This is a genomic window from Octadecabacter sp. R77987, from assembly GCF_042466115.1.
GTDB lineage: Bacteria > Pseudomonadota > Alphaproteobacteria > Rhodobacterales > Rhodobacteraceae > SW4.
The window spans coordinates 1,872,614-1,892,664 of sequence record NZ_JAXHBQ010000001.1 but is presented as its reverse complement, the minus strand read 5'-3'; the positions used below and the strand labels follow the sequence as shown (position 1 = coordinate 1,892,664).

The 20,051-nt window shown below is 58.8% G+C and carries 16 protein-coding genes; 13 read left to right on the top strand and 3 right to left on the bottom strand.

Features of this window, described 5'->3' with window-relative positions; translation table 11 throughout:
- Positions 1–101 precede the first annotated feature (101 nt).
- From SJY21_RS09605 to SJY21_RS09550, 12 genes are all read left to right on the top strand, one after another.
- Positions 102–1,136 (top strand): polysaccharide biosynthesis protein, encoded by a 1,035-nt coding sequence (locus tag SJY21_RS09605; protein ID WP_377509553.1) that lies wholly within the window; start codon positions 102–104, stop codon positions 1,134–1,136.
- Positions 1,118–2,257, top strand: a complete 1,140-nt coding sequence (locus SJY21_RS09600; protein ID WP_377509550.1) for an NAD-dependent epimerase/dehydratase family protein — start codon at positions 1,118–1,120, stop codon at positions 2,255–2,257. The genes SJY21_RS09605 and SJY21_RS09600 overlap by 19 nt, the downstream gene beginning before the upstream one ends.
- On the top strand, positions 2,257–3,411 hold the full coding sequence (wecB, locus tag SJY21_RS09595) for a non-hydrolyzing UDP-N-acetylglucosamine 2-epimerase (protein WP_377509547.1): 1,155 nt from the start codon (positions 2,257–2,259) through the stop codon (positions 3,409–3,411). Before SJY21_RS09600 ends, wecB begins: the two co-directional genes overlap by 1 nt.
- Complete coding sequence (locus SJY21_RS09590) at positions 3,398–4,252, top strand: sulfotransferase family protein (RefSeq protein ID WP_377509544.1); 855 nt, start codon at positions 3,398–3,400, stop codon at positions 4,250–4,252. Before wecB ends, SJY21_RS09590 begins: the two co-directional genes overlap by 14 nt.
- Positions 4,253–5,401: a DegT/DnrJ/EryC1/StrS family aminotransferase gene (locus SJY21_RS09585; protein ID WP_377509541.1), complete on the top strand. Its 1,149-nt coding sequence runs from the start codon at positions 4,253–4,255 to the stop codon at positions 5,399–5,401.
- Entirely contained in the window at positions 5,398–6,063 is a 666-nt protein-coding gene (locus SJY21_RS09580; RefSeq protein WP_377509538.1) for a sugar transferase, read from the top strand. Before SJY21_RS09585 ends, SJY21_RS09580 begins: the two co-directional genes overlap by 4 nt.
- A 58-nt stretch (positions 6,064–6,121) precedes the next feature.
- Positions 6,122–6,880, top strand: coding sequence for an FkbM family methyltransferase (locus SJY21_RS09575; protein ID WP_377509535.1), 759 nt, complete (start codon positions 6,122–6,124; stop codon positions 6,878–6,880).
- Positions 6,881–6,889: 9 nt separating this feature from the next.
- A complete protein-coding gene (locus SJY21_RS09570) occupies positions 6,890–8,077 on the top strand; it encodes a glycosyltransferase family 4 protein (RefSeq protein WP_377509532.1) in 1,188 nt (395 codons plus the stop codon).
- Positions 8,070–8,828 carry a sulfotransferase domain-containing protein gene (locus tag SJY21_RS09565; protein ID WP_377509529.1) on the top strand — a complete coding sequence of 253 codons (759 nt, stop codon included), beginning with the start codon at positions 8,070–8,072 and terminating at the stop codon, positions 8,826–8,828. The genes SJY21_RS09570 and SJY21_RS09565 overlap by 8 nt, the downstream gene beginning before the upstream one ends.
- Complete coding sequence (locus tag SJY21_RS09560; protein ID WP_377509526.1) at positions 8,825–9,955, top strand: hypothetical protein; 1,131 nt, start codon at positions 8,825–8,827, stop codon at positions 9,953–9,955. Before SJY21_RS09565 ends, SJY21_RS09560 begins: the two co-directional genes overlap by 4 nt.
- Entirely contained in the window at positions 9,952–11,208 is a 1,257-nt protein-coding gene (locus SJY21_RS09555; RefSeq protein ID WP_377509523.1) for a hypothetical protein, read from the top strand. The genes SJY21_RS09560 and SJY21_RS09555 overlap by 4 nt, the downstream gene beginning before the upstream one ends.
- Before the next feature lie 78 nt (positions 11,209–11,286).
- Complete coding sequence (locus SJY21_RS09550) at positions 11,287–13,377, top strand: polysaccharide biosynthesis tyrosine autokinase (RefSeq protein WP_377509520.1); 2,091 nt, start codon at positions 11,287–11,289, stop codon at positions 13,375–13,377.
- Here SJY21_RS09550 and SJY21_RS09545 read toward each other — a convergent pair.
- Positions 13,374–15,617 (bottom strand): M10 family metallopeptidase C-terminal domain-containing protein, encoded by a 2,244-nt coding sequence (locus tag SJY21_RS09545; RefSeq protein ID WP_377509518.1) that lies wholly within the window; start codon positions 15,615–15,617, stop codon positions 13,374–13,376. The genes SJY21_RS09550 and SJY21_RS09545 overlap by 4 nt on opposite strands.
- Positions 15,618–15,735: 118 nt before the next feature.
- The gene (locus SJY21_RS09540; RefSeq protein ID WP_377509516.1) at positions 15,736–17,547 is read right to left on the bottom strand and encodes a polysaccharide biosynthesis protein; all 1,812 of its coding nucleotides are present in this window, start codon (positions 17,545–17,547) and stop codon (positions 15,736–15,738) included.
- Between the two features lie 247 nt (positions 17,548–17,794).
- Between SJY21_RS09540 and SJY21_RS09535 the strand changes: the two genes are divergently transcribed.
- Positions 17,795–19,105: a hypothetical protein gene (locus SJY21_RS09535; protein WP_377509513.1), complete on the top strand. Its 1,311-nt coding sequence runs from the start codon at positions 17,795–17,797 to the stop codon at positions 19,103–19,105.
- Here the strand turns inward: SJY21_RS09535 and holA are convergent.
- Positions 19,016–20,047: a DNA polymerase III subunit delta gene (holA, locus tag SJY21_RS09530; protein WP_377509505.1), complete on the bottom strand. Its 1,032-nt coding sequence runs from the start codon at positions 20,045–20,047 to the stop codon at positions 19,016–19,018. The two genes, SJY21_RS09535 and holA, sit on opposite strands and share 90 nt — an antisense overlap.
- Positions 20,048–20,051: the final 4 nt, after the last annotated feature.

Sequence of the window (20,051 nt, the reverse complement as noted above, 5' to 3'; positions counted from 1 at the left end):
TGGCCGCACATCGCCATACGCTCCTTTTCATAAAGCGCCTTGTGCTATAGGAGTGCGCCAGCAAGGCGATACAGCCTTCTTGTTCTTTATGAGGGCTGCGTATGACCCAACTTCCAGAATCGGTTTTGATCACCGGGGGCACAGGTTCGTTTGGTAAAACAATGCTGCGTGAACTGCTGGCGGCAGGGGTGCAGGAACTGCGTGTCTTTAGCCGCGACGAAGAAAAGCAGGACGCCCTGCGCAATGATCTGCGCGACAGCCGTGTGCGGTTCTACATCGGTGACATCCGCGACAAGACCAGCGTCGAGCGGGCCATGGCAGGCGTTGACTGCGTGTTCCACGCCGCCGCCCTGAAACAGGTGCCGTCCTGCGAATTTTTCCCCATGGAGGCCGTGCGCACCAATATCATCGGCTCGGACAACGTGATCCGCGCCGCGATCGAGGCTGGTGTGCGGTCGCTGGTCTGTCTGTCCACGGACAAGGCGGTGTTTCCGATCAATTCCATGGGCATCTCCAAGTCGATGATGGAAAAGCTGGCCGCGTCTGCCGCGCGCGAAATTGGGCCGGATGCGAAAACGACCATTTCCACAGTGCGCTATGGCAATGTGATGTATTCGCGTGGGTCGGTCATTCCGCTGTTTGTGCGCCAGATCAAAGCGGGCAATCCGATCACGCTGACCGCGCCGGAAATGACCCGTTTCCTGATGCCGCTGCGCGATAGCGTGGCACTGGTGCGCTATGCCTTCGATCACGCCGCCCAAGGCGACAAATTCATCAAAAAAGCCCCCGCATCGACAATTGGCGATCTGGCGACAGCGATGCTGGAACTGTTCGATGTGCCCGATCATCCGGTCGAGGTCATCGGCTGGCGCCACGGTGAGAAGCTTTTTGAAACCCTCGCCAGTGCGCAGGAACTGGCGCAGGGCGAAGACCTTGGCGATTACATCCGCATCCACAGCGATGCACGCGATCTGAATTACTCGGCCTATTTTTCCGAGGGCGAAGAACTGCCGGGCGAGGTTGAGGACTATCATTCCCACAACACCAAGCGTCTGGACGTTTCCGCCACCAAAGACCTGTTGCTGACCCTACCCGAGATTCAGGACGAGTTGGCTTTGTGGACAGAAAGCAAGTGAAGGTCGTCGTCACAGGTGCTGGCGGCCTGATCGGTCGGCACGCGGCGATCCGCCTGCACGCGCAAAACTGCGCGGCGCGGTTCAGGGGTGCGGTGGAACCATTTGATCTGGTGACTTTGGATCACGCGGGTTTCGACGATGATGCCGCGCTGGCAGCGGCGCTCGCGGGCGCGGATGCGGTGCTGCATTTCGCAGGGGTGAACCGCGCGCCTGACGATGTGCTTGAGAATGCGAACCCTGCCATTGCCCAGCGGTTGGTCGATGCCTGTGGCACGGCGCAAGTCACCCCGCATATCGTATATGCCAATTCGATCCACGCGCAGACGGACACGCCTTATGGCCGCTCAAAATCCGGTGCGGCGGCGATATTGGCAGGCGTGGGAATATTCACCGACCTGATCCTGCCCCACATCTTCGGCGAAGGTGCACGGCCATATTACAACAACGTCACCGCGACGCTGATCGATCAAATTCTCAAGGGCGAAACGCCCGACGTCAACCCTGATGGCAAGGTGCAGCTGGTCCACGCAGGCGTGGCAGCACAGGCGGCGATTGATGCGGTCGTGAATGGCACAACAGGGCAGATCGCGCCGCAGGGCCGCGTGACGCCCGTGCCGGAGTTGTTCGCGATGCTATCGGCGTTCCACGACAGCTACACGCACAACATTTATGCTGATCTGTCTGATGATTTCACCGTTGCCCTGTTCAATTGCTACCGCACGGCGACCTACCCCGATGGCTGGCCCCGCCCGCTGAAACTGAACACCGACGCGCGCGGCACCCTGTTCGAGGCGGTCAAGGGCGGCGGTGGCGGGCAAACGTTCCTGTCAACAACCGAACCCGGCGTGACGCGGGGCGACCATTTCCACCTGACCAAGGTGGAACGCTTTTTGGTGGTGCAGGGCGAGGCCGTGATCCGCATCCGCCCCGTGTTGGGTAATGCGGTTTGGGAATACCATGTGAACGGTGCTGCGCCCGCACCCGTCGACATGCCTACGCTGCACACCCATTCAATTGAAAACGTGGGCGAGGGACCGTTGCTCACGCTTTTCTGGACCCATGATCTGTTCGATCCCGAAAACCCTGATACATTCGCCGATCCGGTGCGAGGAGCCTTGTGATGCAAAAGCTGAAAGTCATGACCATCCTTGGCACCCGCCCTGAAATTATCCGCCTTGCTTGCGTGATGGATCGGCTGGATCGCTATACCGAACAGGTGATCGTCCACACCGGCCAGAACTATGACTACGAACTGAACGAGGTCTTTTTCGAAGATCTTGGCGTGCGCAAACCCGATCATTTTCTTGGCACGGGCGGCGGAACCCTTGGCGAAACGATGGGCAAGATCCTGACCGAAAGCGAACGTGTCATCGCGGTGGAAAAGCCCGACGCGGTGCTGGTGCTGGGTGATACGAATTCCGCCATTTCCGCGATTATGGCGCGGCGGATGAAGGTGCCCGTCTATCACATGGAAGCGGGAAACCGGTCGTTTGATCGCAACGTTCCCGAAGAAACCAACCGCAAGATCGTCGATCACATAGCCGATTTCAATCTGGTCTATACGGAACACGCGCGCCGGCACTTGCTGTCCGAAGGTATCCAGCATCGCCGGATTTATCTGACGGGTTCACCGATGCGCGAAGTTCTGGACACATACCGCGCGCAGATCGAGGCGTCCGATGTGCTGTCCCGCCTTGGGCTGACAGCGCGCGGCTATTTCATCGTCTCGCTGCACCGCGAGGAAAACGTCGATAGTGCTGCCCGTCTGACAGCCCTTGTGCAATCGCTGAACCTGTTGGCCGAAACCCACGACATGCCGGTGATCGTCTCGACCCATCCGCGCACGCGCAAGCGGCTGGATGCGCTGGAGGGGCAGGCGTTGGATGCGCGCGTGCAGTATATGAAACCGTTCGGGTTCCACGATTACAACCACCTGCAAATGCAGGCGTTCTGCGCGGTGTCCGATAGCGGCACCATCGCTGAAGAGTCTTCAATACTTGGCTTTCCCGCGATCACCCCGCGTGACGCGATCGAACGCCCCGAAGCGCTGGACGTGGGCTGTATTATAATGACGGGCCTTGATCCGGCGACGATTCTTGGTGGCGTTGCCGCGGTGACACAGGGGTTTGCCGAACGGGCGGAACTTGGCACGCCGTACCCCGTGCCTGCCGACTATTGCATCACGAACACGGCGGAACGGGTGGTGAACCTGATCCTTGGCACTGCCAAGCTCAGCAATCAGTGGGACGGTATTCGCACCCATGACGACGGCTGACGCATCCCCTGTCATCTTGATCGGTGCGGCGCGGTCGGGGACCAAGTTCCTGCGCGATGTTTTGGCGGTCTCGCAAGATCTGGCGGCGGTGCCTTATGACGTGAATTACATCTGGCGTTATGGCGCTGGCGATGCACCGTCAGACCGGCTTGATCCTGCGGCTTTAACGCCAAAACGGATCGGATTTATCCGTGCTGCAATTGCGCGAATTGCCAAACCCGAAGCGGGCCAACGTGTGATCGAAAAGACTGTTTCGAACACGCTGCGCGTCCCCTTTGTCGATGCCGTTTACCCGGATGCGCGCTATGTCCATCTGATCCGGGACGGGCGCGATGTGACCGAAAGCGCGATGCGGATGTGGCAGGCGAAACCCGACTGGCGCGCGTTGCTGGTCAAGCTGCGCCAGATGCCGCTGTCAAACATCGGTTACGCTGTCTGGTTTGCGGGTAATATCCTGCGCGGCCTGTTTTCGGGGCGCAAGGGTGGCAACGTTTGGGGGCCGCGTTTCGACGGTATTGACCAGATCGCCACCACCCGGGGGTTGGCTGCTGTCTGCGCCTGGCAATGGCGCAACTCCGTGACGCAAGCAGGTGAAGACTTGGCCCAAATTCCCCGCCCCCGTGTTTATGAAATCCGCTACGAAGACCTGGTGAACGACGAAGCGGCGCTGCGTGGGTTGGTGGATTGGCTAGGACTTTGTGACCCTGATGCAATTGTGGCGACATGGCGCGCACGGGTGTCCACATCGCAGGGGTCACTGTGGGAAGGCCTGCCCCAAGCCGATATAGATACAATCAACAAGATTCTCGCGCAGCCCCTCGCGCAGCATGGATACAAGTAGATGACGATTACCAGCGTGCCCTTTTTTCGCCCCTCCATCGGCGATGCGGAAATCGCGGCCGTGAGTGAATGCATGCGCTCGGGTTGGCTGACAACGGGTCCAAATGCAGGCGCGTTCGAGACCGAATTTGCTGCACTCATCGGCAATGACGTCGAAGCAATTGCGGTTAATTCCGCGACTGCTGCGCTTCACCTTGGCCTTGAGGCGCTGGGGATCGGCGCGGGCGACGAGGTGATCGTGCCGACCCTGACGTTTACTGCCACCGCCGAAGTCGTGCGTTACTTGGGCGCGCGGCCTGTGTTTGTGGACATGGACCCGAAAACGTTGTGCATCGACATTCAGGCCGCTGCCAATGCGATTACCGAACGCACCAAGGCGATCATGCCGGTGCATTTTGCAGGGCGAGCCTGTGACATGACGGCGCTGCGCGCACTTGCTGATCAGCACGGGATTTTCATCATCGACGATGCCGCGCATGCCTTGCCAACGCGGCACGCGGGGCAATTGATCGGGTCTGATTTTGCTGATGTCACCGCGTTCAGTTTTTACGCGAACAAGACGATGACCACTGGCGAGGGCGGGATGCTGACCACGCGCAGTGCCGACATTGCACAGCGCTGTCGCACGATGCGTTTGCACGGGATCGACCGCGATGTGTTCAACCGCTTTACCGATACCAAGGCCAGCTGGATTTACGATGTCGTCGCACCCGGTTTCAAATACAACATGACGGATATGGCCGCGGCGATGGGACGTGTGCAATTGACCCGCGTCGATGAATTTGCCGCGACCAGACAGCGGCTTGCCGCGCGCTATGATGCGGCATTTGCGGACGTGCCCCTGACCTTGCCGCCACATGCAGCGCCGGGGGACAGCCATTCCTGGCACCTTTACATCGTGCAGGTCGATCAGGGTGCGCCACAGGATCGCAATGCCTTGATCGAAACTTTGCGTGATGCCGGTATCGGCACCTCGGTGCATTACCGCCCACTGCATCAGATGACCTATTGGTCGGGCCTGAGTGGCAACGCGGTGTTCCCCGCAGCAGATGTCTATTTCGAGCGCTGTGTGTCGCTGCCGCTGTTCATGGCGATGACAGATGACGAACAGGACTACGTGATCGACACTGTACGGGCGGCGCTGACATGATCACGCGGATTTTTGATGTCTGCGTTGCGTTGATCGGATTGATCGTGACCGCGCCCTTGTTGCTGTTCGCGGCAATAGGCATTCTTGTGTCGTCACGCGGCCCCGTGTTCTATCAAGCGGCGCGGATCGGCAAGGACGCCAAACCGTTTCGCATGATCAAGTTTCGCACGATGCGGGTCGTGGCGGGTGGGCCTGTCATCACCGCAGGGCGGGATCCGCGGATATTCTGGTTTGGCAATCTGCTGCGCAAAACCAAGATCGACGAATTGCCCCAACTGGTAAATGTCTTGATCGGGCAGATGGCGCTGGTTGGTCCGCGCCCCGAAGCGCCTGAAATCGTGCAATCGGCCTATACGGACTGGATGATGGAAACCCTACGCGTGCGTCCGGGTGTGACCAGTCCGGGATCGCTCTATTACTATGCCACGGCCGAAGACCAGATCGCGCAGGACGATCCCGAAACCCATTACATCAACGATGTGATGCCGCAGAAACTCGCGATCGACCGCGCCTATCTTGAACGCAGGACATTTGCCCGCGACTTGGGCGTCTTGTTGCGCACGGCCAAGACCATTGCGCTGCTTCTTGCGGGACGGCCTGTCGCGATCAACGAAACCGATGTGCAATCCGCGATGCCATGGCATCAACTGGCGCGCCATTAGAATAGACACTTGGGCCCATCTGGTTTACCCGACCCCGAACAAACGAACGGAACTGAACATGACATCGAAATCTGATCGCGGCCTGATCCTGCGCACCAAACTTCTGATACCCGAGCGTGTCTGGCGTATCGCGACCCGCCCGGCATCATGGGTGTTGGGTGCATTGCCCGAACAGTTGAAGTACAAAATGGGGTTGCGCGCGCGCAAGGCGTCGATCCCTTATTCGCTGATCGAAACCGATGATGTTGTCGTTCAGATCGGTGCGCCCGCAGACTTGCTCAAGGTTGGTCGCTCGCGGTCCGCCTATTTCATGAATCTGGTATCGGGTAACGGCAAGCTGGTCGTCATGGAGCCGGACAGCGACAACTGTCGCGCCATGGAGGCTTATGGCGCGCGCAACGGGTTCTCTGACCGGCTGATCGTCGTCAATGCGGGTGCTTGGTCGTCTGATACGACCTTGTCGTTCTACGAATCCAAAAAACATCCCGCATCAGCCGTCATGGTTGAACTGTCCGAAGCGACCCCCGAAGAAATGCGCCGCCGTGGCTATCATCGCGTCGATGTGCCGGTCACGACAGTGGACAAGGTGTTCGCCGAACACGCCTTGCCCCTGCCCAAGGTCATTTCAATCACCACAAACGGTGCCGAGCTGGAAATCCTGCACGGCATGTCGGACTTGCTGGCCAAAGGCGGGCCGGAGTATATCTCGCTCGCTGTTACGGGTGATCGTTATGCCGAATCCATGGTTGAATTTGGCTATGAATATCTGGGTGACGACGATCGCGGCTTTACGTTCCGGCGTGTTGCCAACAGCTAAGCATGTCGTATGAAAATCCTGCTGACCCATCGCTATTTCTGGCCAGACACGGCGCCCTATGCGGTGATGTTACGCACGATTGCCGATGACCTGGCCAATGCGGGCCATGATGTGCGGGTCTTTGCTTCGGTGCCGTCCTATCGGGGTGCACAAGGCGCGCCACGGTCCGAAACCCTGGGGCAGGTCAAGGTGCGCCGGGTCTGGGTTTTCGCTGAACGCAAGGGCAACATGCCGCTGCGGATCGCAAATGTCCTGATCTACTGTATCGCGCTGTTTTTCCACATCCTGCGCCAGCGTCCCGATGTGGTGACAGCCGCGACATTTCCACCCGTCGTGGCAGGGTTGTCCGCGTCACTGGCGGCGCGGATTGTCGGGGCCAAGTTCATCTACCACATGCAGGACGTTCACCCGGATGTGTCGGTTTACGCAGGTGGGCGTATGGGGCGCGCGCCCTTTGTCGGGATCATGCGCTGGCTTGACGGGATCGCGCGCAGATCGGCGGCGGCGATTGTCGTTCTGTCGCAGGATATGCGCCAAACGGTAATTGACGGAACCAGCGGCGCGTTGCCTGAAATCGCCATCATCAACAATGTGGCGCTTGATACCTTTGCAGCAAATGACGCAGCGCCGGAAAACCTGCGCAAACCCGATGGTGTGCGGCGCGTTATCTTTGCCGGGAACCTTGGCCGGTTCCAGAACCTGCCCTTGCTGGCCGAAGGGGCCGTGCAGGCAATCAGCGGAACACCGGACACCGAACTGCTGTTTTTGGGAGACGGCGATGCGCTGGTCGACCTGACCGCGCGCTGGGGCGACCATCCGCAGGTGCGGTTTGGACCGTTCCTGCCCTTTGCGCAGGCGCGCGGGTTGATCGCGGGCGCCGACGTGGGTTTGGTCTCGCTCTCTGCGGATATCTATCGCGTGTCCTATCCGTCCAAGGTGCTGACGTATATCGGACTGGGCCTGCCCATGCTTGCGCTGGTCGAACCCGACAGCCAGCTAGCGCAGACGATCACAGATGAAAAGCTTGGCGTTGTGCCTGCAGCGCCCACGCCCGATGCCATTGCCAACGCCCTCAGCGATCTGCTGGCAGGGTCGGATCTGCGCCCGCACGTGCAGGCGTATCATGCGCGCGCGGTTGAACAGCCGATCATCCTTGGCAAATGGAGACATTTGATTGCGCAGGTGGGCGATGTTTAAGCTGATCGAGCGCCATCCGGTTCTTGTCAGGTCCCTCTGGCGGCGTGTGCATCAAAGGGTGAATCCGTTGATGTTTCAGGCAATCAACGTGAACGAATTTCCGAAATCGGGGGGGACGTGGCTGTGTCGGATGTTGTCGGATTGTCTGGATTGGCGCTTTGATGACAACACCTACCCGTGGTTTGGCAATGCGATTATCAAGCATCACCGCCTGTCACTGGCCGCACCCCGACAGATCACAGTTGTGCGCGATCCGCGCGATGTGGCGGAATCCTATTTCCACCATTGTCGCCGGACGTTTCAGGGTGATGGCTTTAACAGTCCGGCGGTCAACCTGATGAACAAGCATGTCTTTGCGGGTGCCGAAACCGAAGCTGCGGCGCGCGACAGGTTTATCGAAAGGATGGTCACGGATCCGATTGTGCCGGCCTACACATGGGGTGGTTTTTATCGTGACCCATCGCGCGAGGGCACCTTGATCGTGCGTTACGAGGACCTGCGCGAAGATACGGTTGCGGCGCTGACCGGTATCTTTGACGGGCTGGGCCTTGCAGTGCCCGCCGACCGCTTGCGCCGCGTTGCCGCGGCCCATGACATCAACAAAATTCTGAAACAGCGCACGGGAAAAGATGGCGCGCATTTCGTGCGCAAGGGCAAGGTTGGCGGCTGGCAGGATGTGCTCTCGGCCAAGCAGGCTGCGCTTGTCGAAAAGGACGCCGGTGCATTGCTTGACCGGTTTGGCTACGCATGACACGGCTTGCTGTCTCGGCGGTGTATGTTGCGGCGAACCTGATCGCGTCGCTGATCATTGTCGTTCTGATTGTCCGGTCCGGGGACGAACCGCAGGCCGCGCAGTTTTTCCTGTTTCAGGCTGTGTTCTTTCCACTGACGGCATTGCTGTCGCAGTTTCGGATGCAGTTGCGGTTTCGCATGACCCACATTGGCCGCGGCGACGCCACGCTTGATATTGCGGCATTCGTGCTGGGTGTCGCGCTGTTGCGTCTGATCGGGGCGGGTATGATCCCCTGGTTTGATACGCTGCTATATGCGCTGGCTATCCCGTTGACATTTCGTGGCACGACGACACTGGCGGGATTGCAGTTTGACAGGTCGGGCATTGCGCACGCCGCTGTGCCGGCTTTGACGGCAGTGTCGCGGCTTGGCATGGTTTGGCTATTGTTGCAATTCGGTGGACCCGTCGCATTTCTTGGCGGGTCGGTCCTGTTCGCGGTTGTTCCTGCCATTGCGGCGCGGTGGTCGGGTGTGGCGCAGGCCAGGCCCCCCGCCTTTGTTCCCGCACGCGGCGAACTGGTGTGGTTGCTTGCGTTCTTTGCCGTGACGGGGTTCACGTTCCAATGGGATCGCTACATGCTGTCCCACCTTGATCTGCAAACGATGATCATTGTGTCCGGCGTCTGTGCCACTTGGGTTCTTAGTCCGATTTCGACGCTGTTTGCCGTGATCTACCGCGCCGATGCGCGCGCGATTTTCGACCGCGAACGGCGCGCGTTTGATACGGCTGGTTTTGTCCGTCGCGTTTTCCTGTTCTGCGGCGCGGGCTTGGCTTACGGCGTTTTTGTTCTGGTGGCATGGCAACCGTTGAATGCCGTTGCCTTTCCCGCCGTCAATGCGCCCGTGATCTTGCCGTCGATCCTGATTGGCGCTGTCATGTGCGACCGGATCGGCCTGTTGTTCCTCTACATGACCAACCGTGTGCAAGGGTATCGTCTGGCATTTGTGGCCAAACTGGTGTTGGTCGCCGTGGCCGCGGCCCTATGCCTGTTTGGTCCTTGGGAAATTTCGCTTATGGTGCTTTACATCGCCTATGCAGGGTCTGCTGCTGCGTTTGCATTCCTAATGGGGGCTGTTCGCAAATGACCAAAGACCGACGGATCATTTCGCCGCTGTTGTTGTTCGTTGTGGTTCTGGCGGTATTCGAGTTTACGGTGCGGCTGCCTTACGTGCTTTATGCAACCGACGCACCGGCGCTGGGCGCGGACGCTGTCGTTCACTTCTTTGGATATGCGGAACCGGCGCGGGTTATTTCGCTGGGTTTGACGATTGTTGTCGCCGCCACCCTTGCGACTTTCATTGCCTTTGCGGTGTCCGGGCCGCTTCATCACGTGTCCAGTGACCGCCAGCAGGCCCCCCTGGTGCATTGGTCAATCTACCTGATTGCGCCCGTGTTTGTTGCCGCCGCCGTGCTTGCGGTCGTGTCTTTGGGTGCCGAGGCCCTGATCGAGGATTTATCCGGCAAACGGTCCGAGTTGGGCGAGAGGGGTCTGACCTGGGTCCTGTTGCGTCTTGCCGTGTTTTGCCACTTGATTGCGGCGATCTTTTATATCCGCGTGGTCCAGACGGGCAGCCTGATCGACAAGCTCATGTTTCTTGTTGTTGTCTTGGCGGTCATTGGTCCTGCGGTTGTCTTTTCCCAACGCGCAATTCTGATCAGCTTTGTTTTGGAAGTCATCTATTTGCAGCTGATATTGGGCACCTTCAATATACGGCGCTTCTTGCGGTTGGCGGCGTTCATTCTTCCCGCGCTGATCCTGATTTCCGCGTTGCGGCCCAATGCCGAACTGACATCCCTGAGTGACGCGCTTTTGTTTGGCGTCGAAAAAGCGGTGCAGTCGCGGTATTTCCTCGACTTTGCCAAGATCGGCGCAGTGATGTCATGGGCTGAACTGCAGCCATGGATGGGGCCGATTGTATTTGGCTTCATCTTTGAACCGTTTCTGGGTGACCAGATCATATTTTACAAGGAAACGGGCCCGATTATCGCCGAACAGGTCTATCTTTATCGTGCCCAGAACGGTGTTACACCGGGCTTTCTGCTTGAAAGCATCCTGTCGTTCGGCATTCCCTTGGGGATCATGCTGTTTGCCGCTGTGATGACCGCATTCCTGCGCATTGAAAAGCAGATGTTGCAGGCGCGCAGCATGACGCTTGGCGGCTTGCTGTTTCGTTTGCTGATTGTGTCCAAGGTCAGCCTGTTGCTCAACTCTTCACTTGGGGCGTTTTCGTTCCAGCTTGTAACCGAAGCCGTTTTGCTGGGGGCGGTGGTGCTTTTCATCAGCATTATGGGCAGTTTGGGCGCACGCGCCCATCTGCACGGGGTCGGGCATGCGTAAACTGACCGCGTATTCCCCTTCAAACTTGGCAGTTGTTGGCCTAGAAGGCGTAAATCGAACAATCTGGGTCCGTTGGTCATGAATACTCCAAATCCATCGCTGGCAGTGCGACCTGATCAAGCGTCCTTGCAAGAGAACCTGCGCGGTGGTGGCCTGTCACCGCTTGATGTGCTTGCGATCCTGTGGCGCGGAAAAATCCTGATCGGGTTCATGGTTGTTCTGTTTGTGGCCGCGACAGCGTATTATGTGCTCGAACTTGCCAAGCCCCGCTATTCGGCACACACGGTGATCGCGCTGGAAAGCCGCGAAGGGCAGGTGCTTGAGCTGGAAAGTGTGATTTCCGCCTTGGGGGCGGATTCGGCGGCCGTTTACACGGAAATCGAAGTGCTGCGTTCGCGCAACCTTGTCGGCAAGGTGGTGGCGCAGCTGGACCTGACAAGCGACCCCGAATTTAACCCGGCACTGCAACCCCAAGAACCGATCGCACGCCTGCTGGGTTTGCCGCGGCGTGAACTGTCACAGGAACAACAGCGCGACCTGACGATTGATGGCGTTCTGGCTGCGATTAACGTGACCAACGTGCGCCAAAGCCTTGTGTTTCGCATTACCGTTGTCACGCTTGATGCGCGCAAGTCCGCCTTGATCGCAAATACCCTGTCCGAGGCCTATATTCAGGATCAGGTGGACCTGAAATTTGCGGCAACCGAAAGGGCAACGGAATGGCTGACCGAACGCGTGTCCCGCCTCAAGGTCGAACTTGAAGATGCCGATGCCGCCGTCCAGCAGTTTGAAACCGAGACCGACCTTGCCGGCCCCGAAGGTCTTGAGGGTCTGAACCGTCAACTCAAGGATCTGCGCGACCGGCTTGCTGGCGTGACGGTAAGCGCGCAAACAGCATCCCAACGCGTCGATGCCCTTGTGGCGGTTCAGAACAGCGGCGACATGGCCGAGATGGTCGCGGTTGCCGATGATACGGTCCTGCGTCAGATCTGGCAGGGGGTTCAGGCTGGCACCCGCGACGCAGAACTGGCGGAACAGCGGTTCGCGGCCGTTTTGGACACGGCACGCAATGTCGCTGATCGCAGCACCATGCAAACGACAACGCTGACCCAGGCGGTCGCAGACTTGCAGGCCCAGATCGAGATGCAATCCGCGGATCTGGTGATGTTGCAACAGTTGCGCCGCGAGGCCGAGGCGAGCCGGTTGATCTACGAGTATTTCCTGAACCGTCTCAAGGAGACGAGCGTGCAGCAAGGCATTCAGGAAGCAGATGCGCGCGTCCTTAGCACGGCGTTTGTTCCTGGTGGTCCTGTGTCGCCGCGTTTGTCGACACTTTTGCCGCTTGGGCTTGTCTTTGGTCTGCTGCTGGGTATCGCGCTGGTGCTGGTGCGTGAATATCGCCAAAACACCTTCCGCACCGCTGACGAGCTTGAGGCGGCTTCGGGGCACGCTGTCCTGGGGCAGATTCCGCTGCTGCCGTCGCGTGATCGCAAGAACCTGATGCGATTTATCAAGGAGACACCAAATTCGCCGGCGGGCGAGGCGGTGCGCAACCTGCGCACCTCGGTGATGATGTCCAACGTCGATAACCCGCCGCAGGTGATCATGGTGACATCCTCGCAACCGGGCGAAGGTAAAACGACCCATTCGATCATGCTGGCCAACAACTATGCCGCGCTGGGCAAGAAGGTGCTTTTGATCGAAGGCGACATTCGGCGGCGCGTATTCTCGAACTACTTTGACATCAAGGGCAAGGCCGGCCTGGTTTCCGTGTTCATGGGCGAGGTGTCACTGGATGACGCCGTTGTCCATCAGGGCGGCTTTTCGGTGCTTCAGGGCGAGGCAACCGGCGCCAATGCTTCGGACCTTTATTCATCAAACAAGTTCCATGACTTCATCGCTGACCTGCGCACACGTTTTGACGTGATCATCATCGACACACCCCCGGTTCTGGCGGTGCCGGATGCGCGTGTGCTGTGCCGTCAGGTTGATGGTGTGATCTATGCCGTGCGCTGGGATCAGACGGGCCGCGAACAGGTGCGTCAGGGCATCCGCGCGCTGGAAAGCGCGGGCGGTAAGGTGCTGGGCACCATGCTGACGCAGGTCGATCCCAAGGGGCTCAAGCAGTATGGCTATGCATCATACGGCGTTGGCTACGACAACTACTAGACGATCGACAGATCAAGGTGGAGCGTGGCGTCGTTGATGCCGCCGCCTGACTGCACCTCAATGATGTTGCCGCTACCGAAATCAAGCGTCAGGATCGTGCCTGCGCCGTTCAGGTTGCCATAGGTTGCGACAACCTGCTGCGCCGTCAAGCCACCACCCCAGATCGCATCATCCAGTTGCAGCGTATCAATACCCTGTTCATAGGCGTTAATCCGGTCATCGCCAAAGCCGGTGCCAAAGACAAAGGTATCAGCATTGTCGCCACCATTCATCGTGTCGTTGCCGCTGCCACCGGTGATCACATCGCTGCCGGTTGATCCGTTCAGCGTGTCGTGCCCGCCCCCGCCAAACAAGACGTCTGATCCGGCTGCGCCCAGCAAGAAATCGTCGCCGGCCTGACCATAAAGCGTGTCGTTGTTTCCGTTGCCATAAAGGGTGTCGTCATCCGCGCCGCCATCAAGCACGTCATTGCCCGATCCACCCGAAAGCGTGTCATTGCCCGCGCCGCCAAACAGGGTGTCGACCTGGCCCTGCCCAAGCATGTTGTCATTGCCCGCGCCGCCATAGGCCGTGTCGTCGTTGATACCGGTAAAGATTGAATCGTTGCCATCCCCGCCAGTGATGTCGTCATTGCCGCCCTGACCGCGGATCACATCATCCTCGCTGCCGCCATCCAGCGTATCAGCACCGTTGCCACCGTTGAGCGTGTCCGCGCCGGTGTCGCCGGTCATCATGTCGTCGCCGCCGTTCCCGTGCAGGATATCATCACCATCAAGGCCCGCGACCGTATCGTTGCCGTTCCCGGCACTGATGACGTTCTTGACGGCGTTGCCCGTCAGGTTGTCGTTGCCCGACCCGGAAATGAAGTTTTCGATGATCGTGCCGGTGTTGATGATCAGATTGCCGATCAGCCCCTGCACATCCGATATTTCGCCATCCCCCAGATTGACCGTCTGGTTGGCAACTGTCGTGCTGAAACTGATCGTGTCGATCCCGCCGTCGTCGATGATTGTGATCGCAAGGTCGCCGGCATAGGTGGCGAAATCGTCGTAATAGCCACCCGCTGTTGATCCCACGCCATAGGTCGTGTTGCCTGTGCGCAAATCTCCGGCAACGCCGTATAACATCTGCGCGGCCAGCATGTCAGCGATCATCGGCGTAAAGGTATAGGCCTTGTCGGCGGTGATGCTCGTATTCTCGGTCTGCGAAAAATAGGACATCGCCGACATCTGCCAACTGTCGTTCGCATAGGCCGCATCGTCAGCGTAATTTGCGCTGCTGTTGTAGAACCCGCCATGGCTTAGCCCCAAGGCGTGGCCGATTTCGTGGATGTAGGTCTGGAACGAATAGCTGTCGATCGTGGTGCCCTGCGCCGAGATGCCCCCACCCCCATAAAGCCAGTCCGTGCTGACGTTCACAAACGCATTGATGATTTCGCCCGAGGTATAAAACTGTGTGTTTGCATAGGCCCCGTCGTCGTTGTCATAAAAGATAATGCCGTTGCCGCTGGTGGAAAAGCCACCAGAAGAAGACATGGACGTAAAGTTGAAGTCGATCCCGACTGCCATCGACCATGCTTCAAGCGCGGCAGTGGCAAGCAGTTGTCCCGTTGCATCAAGGCGCGATATGTCGACGTCGATACTGTCGTTCGTTGTGAGGGCATCACCCACATCAACGTCCCACGCGTAGGTCTGTGTCGAAAGCCCGTAAGACCGCGTGCCTGATGTCAGCATGTTGGCCACTTCGGTCACGGTGAAATCGCCGTAAGGCCCGTCAATCACCTTGTCAGCGCTGATCGTATAGGTGCCGTTGCCCGCGCCAAACCCGGCGTAGTCCGAGGCGCTTAGGTAAAGAGTCAGATCGGTTGCGCCGCTGTTTGTGTAGCTCATGATCGAGGTGTAGTTACCGCCACTGATCGACCAGGTGTTTTGGCTGTCGACCAATGTGCCGCTGGCGTCATACAGTTGCATGTAGGGATCAAAGCTGCCGCCATTGGTGCCTGTCTCCTCCATCTGGAAGGTCCACGTGCTGCCCGCTTCGACGACAACCTGGATCAGGTCCACATCGCTGTTGCTGGCGATCGTGCCATCAAATGTGTCGCCATCGGCAATCACGTCGCCACCCCAGGCGCCCATGCCGGGGAATGTGCCCGTTGCATCACCTGTTTCGCTGAGTGCAGCCATCATCGGCCCTGATGTCATCGGGACGGTGTGAAACGTGTAATCCTCTGTGGGATTCATGGCTTGGCAAATGCTGCACATGGGCAAGGCTCTCCTGATAGCGGGCGCGGTCTTGTGTCGTTACCTGACGATTGTGACACAATATCGACGGGGTTTCGCAGTATTCAGGGCGCTTTGATCACGCGGATGCAACACCCTGCTGGTGATAACCGATCACATATTTCGCAACATTTCGGCGCACGCGTTCCTTGTCGCCTGTTGTCACAGCTTCGCGCAGGTCGCGGAACATCGCCGCCGTTTCAATTTCGGAGAGATAATCCTCGTGCGCCCGCAGGATCTTTTCGTGCGGAGTCGCGCGCAGGCTTTCGTCGTCAATCAGCAGTTCTTCATAAAGCTTCTCGCCGGGGCGTAGCCCTGTCACTTCGATTGCAATGCCGCCAATGTCGCCGTCTTCCTTGACGCGCTGTCCGCTAAGTTCGATCATCCGGCGGGCCATGTCGATGATCCTGATCGGCTTGCCCATATCAAGGACGAACACATCGCCGCCTTCGGCATAGGCCCCGGCCAAAAGCACAAGCCGCGCAGCTTCGGGGATTGTCATGAAAAAGCGCGTGACGTCTGAATGGGTGACGGTGACAGGGCCGCCGATTTCGATCTGGCTTTGAAACAAGGGCAGAACCGATCCCGACGACCCAAGCACATTGCCAAAGCGGACCATTGCCAGTTTGGTCTTGGGTCGGCGGGTTTGAATGTCCTGGATGACCAGTTCCGCCAAGCGCTTGGTCGCGCCCATGATATTGGTCGGGCGCACGGCCTTGTCGGTGGACACCAGAATGAAACGTTCGACACCTGCTTCACAGGCTGCTTCGGCCATGCAATGCGTGCCCAACACGTTGTTGCGCGCACCGGCGACCTCGTTGTCCTCGACCAGGGGAACGTGTTTGTAGGCGGCGGCGTGCAGCACGATTTCGACGTTGTTCTCGCGGAGAACACGGGTCGCGCCGTCCTTGTCGGTGACGGACCCAAGTTGGGCGCGCAGGGCGATGTTTTTGCCGACCAGCAGCTTGCGCAGGTCGCGTTCGACTGAATAAAGCGCAAATTCGCTGTGGTCATAAAGGATGATCTTGCGCGGCTGACAGTCCAGCAACTGGCGGCAAAGTTCCGAGCCGATGGACCCTCCCGCGCCAGTCACCAAAACGCACCGGCCCGCATATGCCTTGGCAACATCGGGCACGTTCAGGTCAACCTTGTTGCGCCCCAGCAATTCATCGGGTGTGACCGTGCGCAGATTTTCTTCGATCGAGCCACGCTCGAGCAATTCACCGTGGGATGGCAGCATCTGCACCTCGCAGGGCAGGTCCGACAAACGGCGCAGGATTTCGTTTTTGCGCGTAGATGTGACAGACGGCAGGGCCAACAGAACCCGCTTGATGCGTCCCTGATCGGCCATGCCGCGCAAGACATTGGGTGACTTGACGGGAAGTCCCGCCACCATCAGCCCATCGTAGGACGGATTGTCATCGACAAAGACAACCGCGCGCGCCTCGCGCGAACTGCGCAGCGCAGCAGCCAGTTGAACACCAGCCGATCCGGCGCCGTAGATTGCAACCGGAAGGCGAGTGGTGCCGCGTTCACGCAGCTTTTCGAGAAGGGTAATCGCGATCAGCCGCGTGCCAAGCGACATGCCAAAAAACACCGCCCCGAATATCAGCGGAACCGAGCGCGGCTCGCCCGATGCGATAAGATAGCTGGCGACGATTGCAGATACGGCAAGGATCGCCGCTGTCAGGGCGATACGCGCGACCGCCTGCACTTCGAGCGATTGAAGTTTGATCCGTGGCAAGCCCATAGCGTTGATGATCCCACCCGACAGAACCGTCACAAGCAGCAAAAGGGGGATTTCATTCAAGACGACCGGTGCCGGATTTGGCATACCGTAACGCAGCGCAAATGCACACACGATCGCGACAGGAACCAGGGCAACATCCATGAACAACAAAATGGCGCGCTTGGCTGGTCGAGAGAGATTATCAAGAAAATCGATCACAACTGGCGGCCACTTCGTTAACATTCAATCCACAACTTATACAACTAGAGCGCGCAGTTCGCAAAATTTTTTGCGCTAAACCGGTTACTCGCGGCGATCCGCCTAACATCAATTGTTAACAGCTCACATGATAGCCTTCCCAGAACGTGCCACTTTTTGTCACCGCATGTTGACGTCGCGCAAGGAAAAAATGCAGAAACGCCTGTTAAATAACGCGCTTGTTAACGCAATCCGTTTGTTCGTAACGCTGGGTATCGGCCTTTGGATGATCCGCCTTGTCGCGGGCATGGGGCAGGATTTGCTTGGCCTTTACCTGATGGTTCTGGCGTGGCGCTGGGTTGCAATGCTGCCTGGAAATATCGCTGAAACTGTCTCGGTGCCGCTACTTGTGCGCGGTCAGGCCCGCGCCAACCAACAGATTCGCTGGTTACTGTTGGCTATTGTGACAATCGGGGGTCTTGGGGCAGGGGTTGTATTTAGCGCAACGCAGGGCATGTTCGCGCCACACCTTCTGGCATGGGGGTTGGCAAGTTCGCTGATCTGGGGGCTTGTTCACACGGCCCTCGCACCCAAATTGGCTGCTTTCCTTGTTGCAGGCCAACAGCTGACATTCACCTGCCATGTAGCGGCGCGGCGTTGCGCCGAGCTTGCCTGCTTTGTGCTGGTCAGTCGTTTGGCTGGCGATAGTCCGCTTGACCAAGTGATGCTTTGGTTCTTTCAAGCGCTATGCGTTTCGCTGGTTGGCCTGATGGGTTTGGCTATGCTTTGGCCTGCGGGGCCAGTCGCGCAACAGGCTGCGCACCCGATAAATCCTTGGGTATTATTGCGCCAAACCGGGCTTTTGGCGCTGTCGGGTCAGTTCACGTTGCGGTTGCCGGTGATTGTTGCCGGGGTGCTTTTGCCACCACCGGAATTTGTGACACTGGCCTTGATATTCGTCGTGCTGGGATACTTGCGGCAGCTTGCGACAGTGCTGCTGATCGGGCTTGACGGGCTGGCTGCGCGCTTGGGGCCAACAGGTGCACATAGCCTGCTTTGGCGGGCGACTTTGGTGCAGGCGGCCGGGGTTGGCGCGGCGGGATTGACGCTCGCAATCTGGTTGCCCGATGTTCTAAATGCGCTGTCGCCGAACGGGCCCGAACTGCTGCCGTCCGACCTTTGGTTTGCACGCCTGATGTTGCTTGCACTGGTTCTGCGCGCCGTTAGCGAGGCATGGGTCAAGGTTGCGGTGGGTCGTGGCATAGTTGGTGGAATTGCAGGTCCGGTTGTCTGGACAAGCATCGGATTTTTTGCCGCCATCATCCTGGGCATCGCGGGCGCGGGCGCGGCGATTGGCCTAAACCTGGCGGCATGTGTCCTTTTGACGGGTCAGCTTGTGCTTGTTGTCTGGGTTCTGCCACCGCGGATCGGGCTAGCGCGCCGTGCGCTTTGCCAACATGGCGATGCGGATCAGCATTCGTTCAACCAGCGCACCTTTTGGCGCCGTATCGGCCGAGCGTAGCTGAAGATCGGTATCAATCAGGTGGGCAAGCGCATCTTCCAGGTTGGCACGCCCCCACTGGCTAGCCTGGCGCGCCATCCGGTCACGGCGCGGACCAAACACAGGCGGGCGCAACCGGCCTATGCCCGCATTCACGCCACCGGGATCACTTACAACGGTATGCAGCGCCCGAAAATGGCGGTTTGCGCCAATACACAGCGCCACAGGGTTCACACCTTGGGCATAAAGCTTGCGCAGGGTCGGACCGATCTGGTCGGCCTTGGCCTCAGCGACGATATTGAGGACATCATCCAGCGCCGCTTCGCTTGATTGTGGCGCGCAGGCGCTGATGTCGGCAATGCTGACCTCGGTGTCGTCGCCATGTTTGTAAAGCCCAAGTTTTTCGACCGTTTGGCGAAAATCACCGGGTTCAAGCATCCGCGACAGAACCGTCAGCTGCTCCATCGCATCGCGGCTCAGGGGCCGCAAGTTTGCAGCTTTGACAATCGCCTCGATCTCGTCGCGCGAGGGTGGATCGTCGTAAAGACCCACGCAATAGGCGTTTGTGTGCGCCTCGAACAGTTTGCGCAGGGCGGACTTGGCCGTCAGTTGGCCAGCGGTCACGATGACTTGGGCATCGCCTTGCCGCCAATCCGCGAGCGCGTCACCAATTACCTTGGCCAGCCCATCTGTCGCCCCCTCGACAAAAGTGACGCGCGCACCCGGGAAAAACCCCTGCGCCTTGATCGCGTCAGTCAGCAATGCGGGGTCCTTGCGCAGATCACCGGCGTTGATACGGGTCAGCCGCATTTCGGCCTCGCCCTCGGGGCCAACAAGTGCGGCGATAACCTCTTGGCGTCGTTGGGCGACGCGCATGGCATCGGCGCCGAAAATCAACAGGCCCGTGCGGTCAGGATCGGGCTTGCGAAAATAGCCGGATGCGTCGCGCGGGTTCAGTTTCATCGCG

Bases quoted from the DNA above. Each gene is read 5' to 3' on its own strand.
- SJY21_RS09605 (WP_377509553.1), top strand. From the start codon at position 102: ATGACCCAACTTCCAGAATCGGTTTTGATCACCGGGGGCACAGGTTCG.
- wecB (WP_377509547.1), top strand. From the start codon at position 2,257: ATGCAAAAGCTGAAAGTCATGACCATCCTTGGCACCCGCCCTGAAATT.
- SJY21_RS09590 (WP_377509544.1), top strand. From the start codon at position 3,398: ATGACGACGGCTGACGCATCCCCTGTCATCTTGATCGGTGCGGCGCGG.
- SJY21_RS09585 (WP_377509541.1), top strand. From the start codon at position 4,253: ATGACGATTACCAGCGTGCCCTTTTTTCGCCCCTCCATCGGCGATGCG.
- SJY21_RS09580 (WP_377509538.1), top strand. From the start codon at position 5,398: ATGATCACGCGGATTTTTGATGTCTGCGTTGCGTTGATCGGATTGATC.
- SJY21_RS09575 (WP_377509535.1), top strand. From the start codon at position 6,122: ATGACATCGAAATCTGATCGCGGCCTGATCCTGCGCACCAAACTTCTG.
- SJY21_RS09570 (WP_377509532.1), top strand. From the start codon at position 6,890: ATGAAAATCCTGCTGACCCATCGCTATTTCTGGCCAGACACGGCGCCC.
- SJY21_RS09565 (WP_377509529.1), top strand. From the start codon at position 8,070: ATGTTTAAGCTGATCGAGCGCCATCCGGTTCTTGTCAGGTCCCTCTGG.
- SJY21_RS09560 (WP_377509526.1), top strand. From the start codon at position 8,825: ATGACACGGCTTGCTGTCTCGGCGGTGTATGTTGCGGCGAACCTGATC.
- SJY21_RS09555 (WP_377509523.1), top strand. From the start codon at position 9,952: ATGACCAAAGACCGACGGATCATTTCGCCGCTGTTGTTGTTCGTTGTG.
- SJY21_RS09550 (WP_377509520.1), top strand. From the start codon at position 11,287: ATGAATACTCCAAATCCATCGCTGGCAGTGCGACCTGATCAAGCGTCC.
- SJY21_RS09545 (WP_377509518.1), bottom strand. From the start codon at position 15,617: ATGAATCCCACAGAGGATTACACGTTTCACACCGTCCCGATGACATCA.
- SJY21_RS09540 (WP_377509516.1), bottom strand. From the start codon at position 17,547: ATGGATGTTGCCCTGGTTCCTGTCGCGATCGTGTGTGCATTTGCGCTG.
- SJY21_RS09535 (WP_377509513.1), top strand. From the start codon at position 17,795: ATGCAGAAACGCCTGTTAAATAACGCGCTTGTTAACGCAATCCGTTTG.
- holA (WP_377509505.1), bottom strand. From the start codon at position 20,047: ATGAAACTGAACCCGCGCGACGCATCCGGCTATTTTCGCAAGCCCGAT.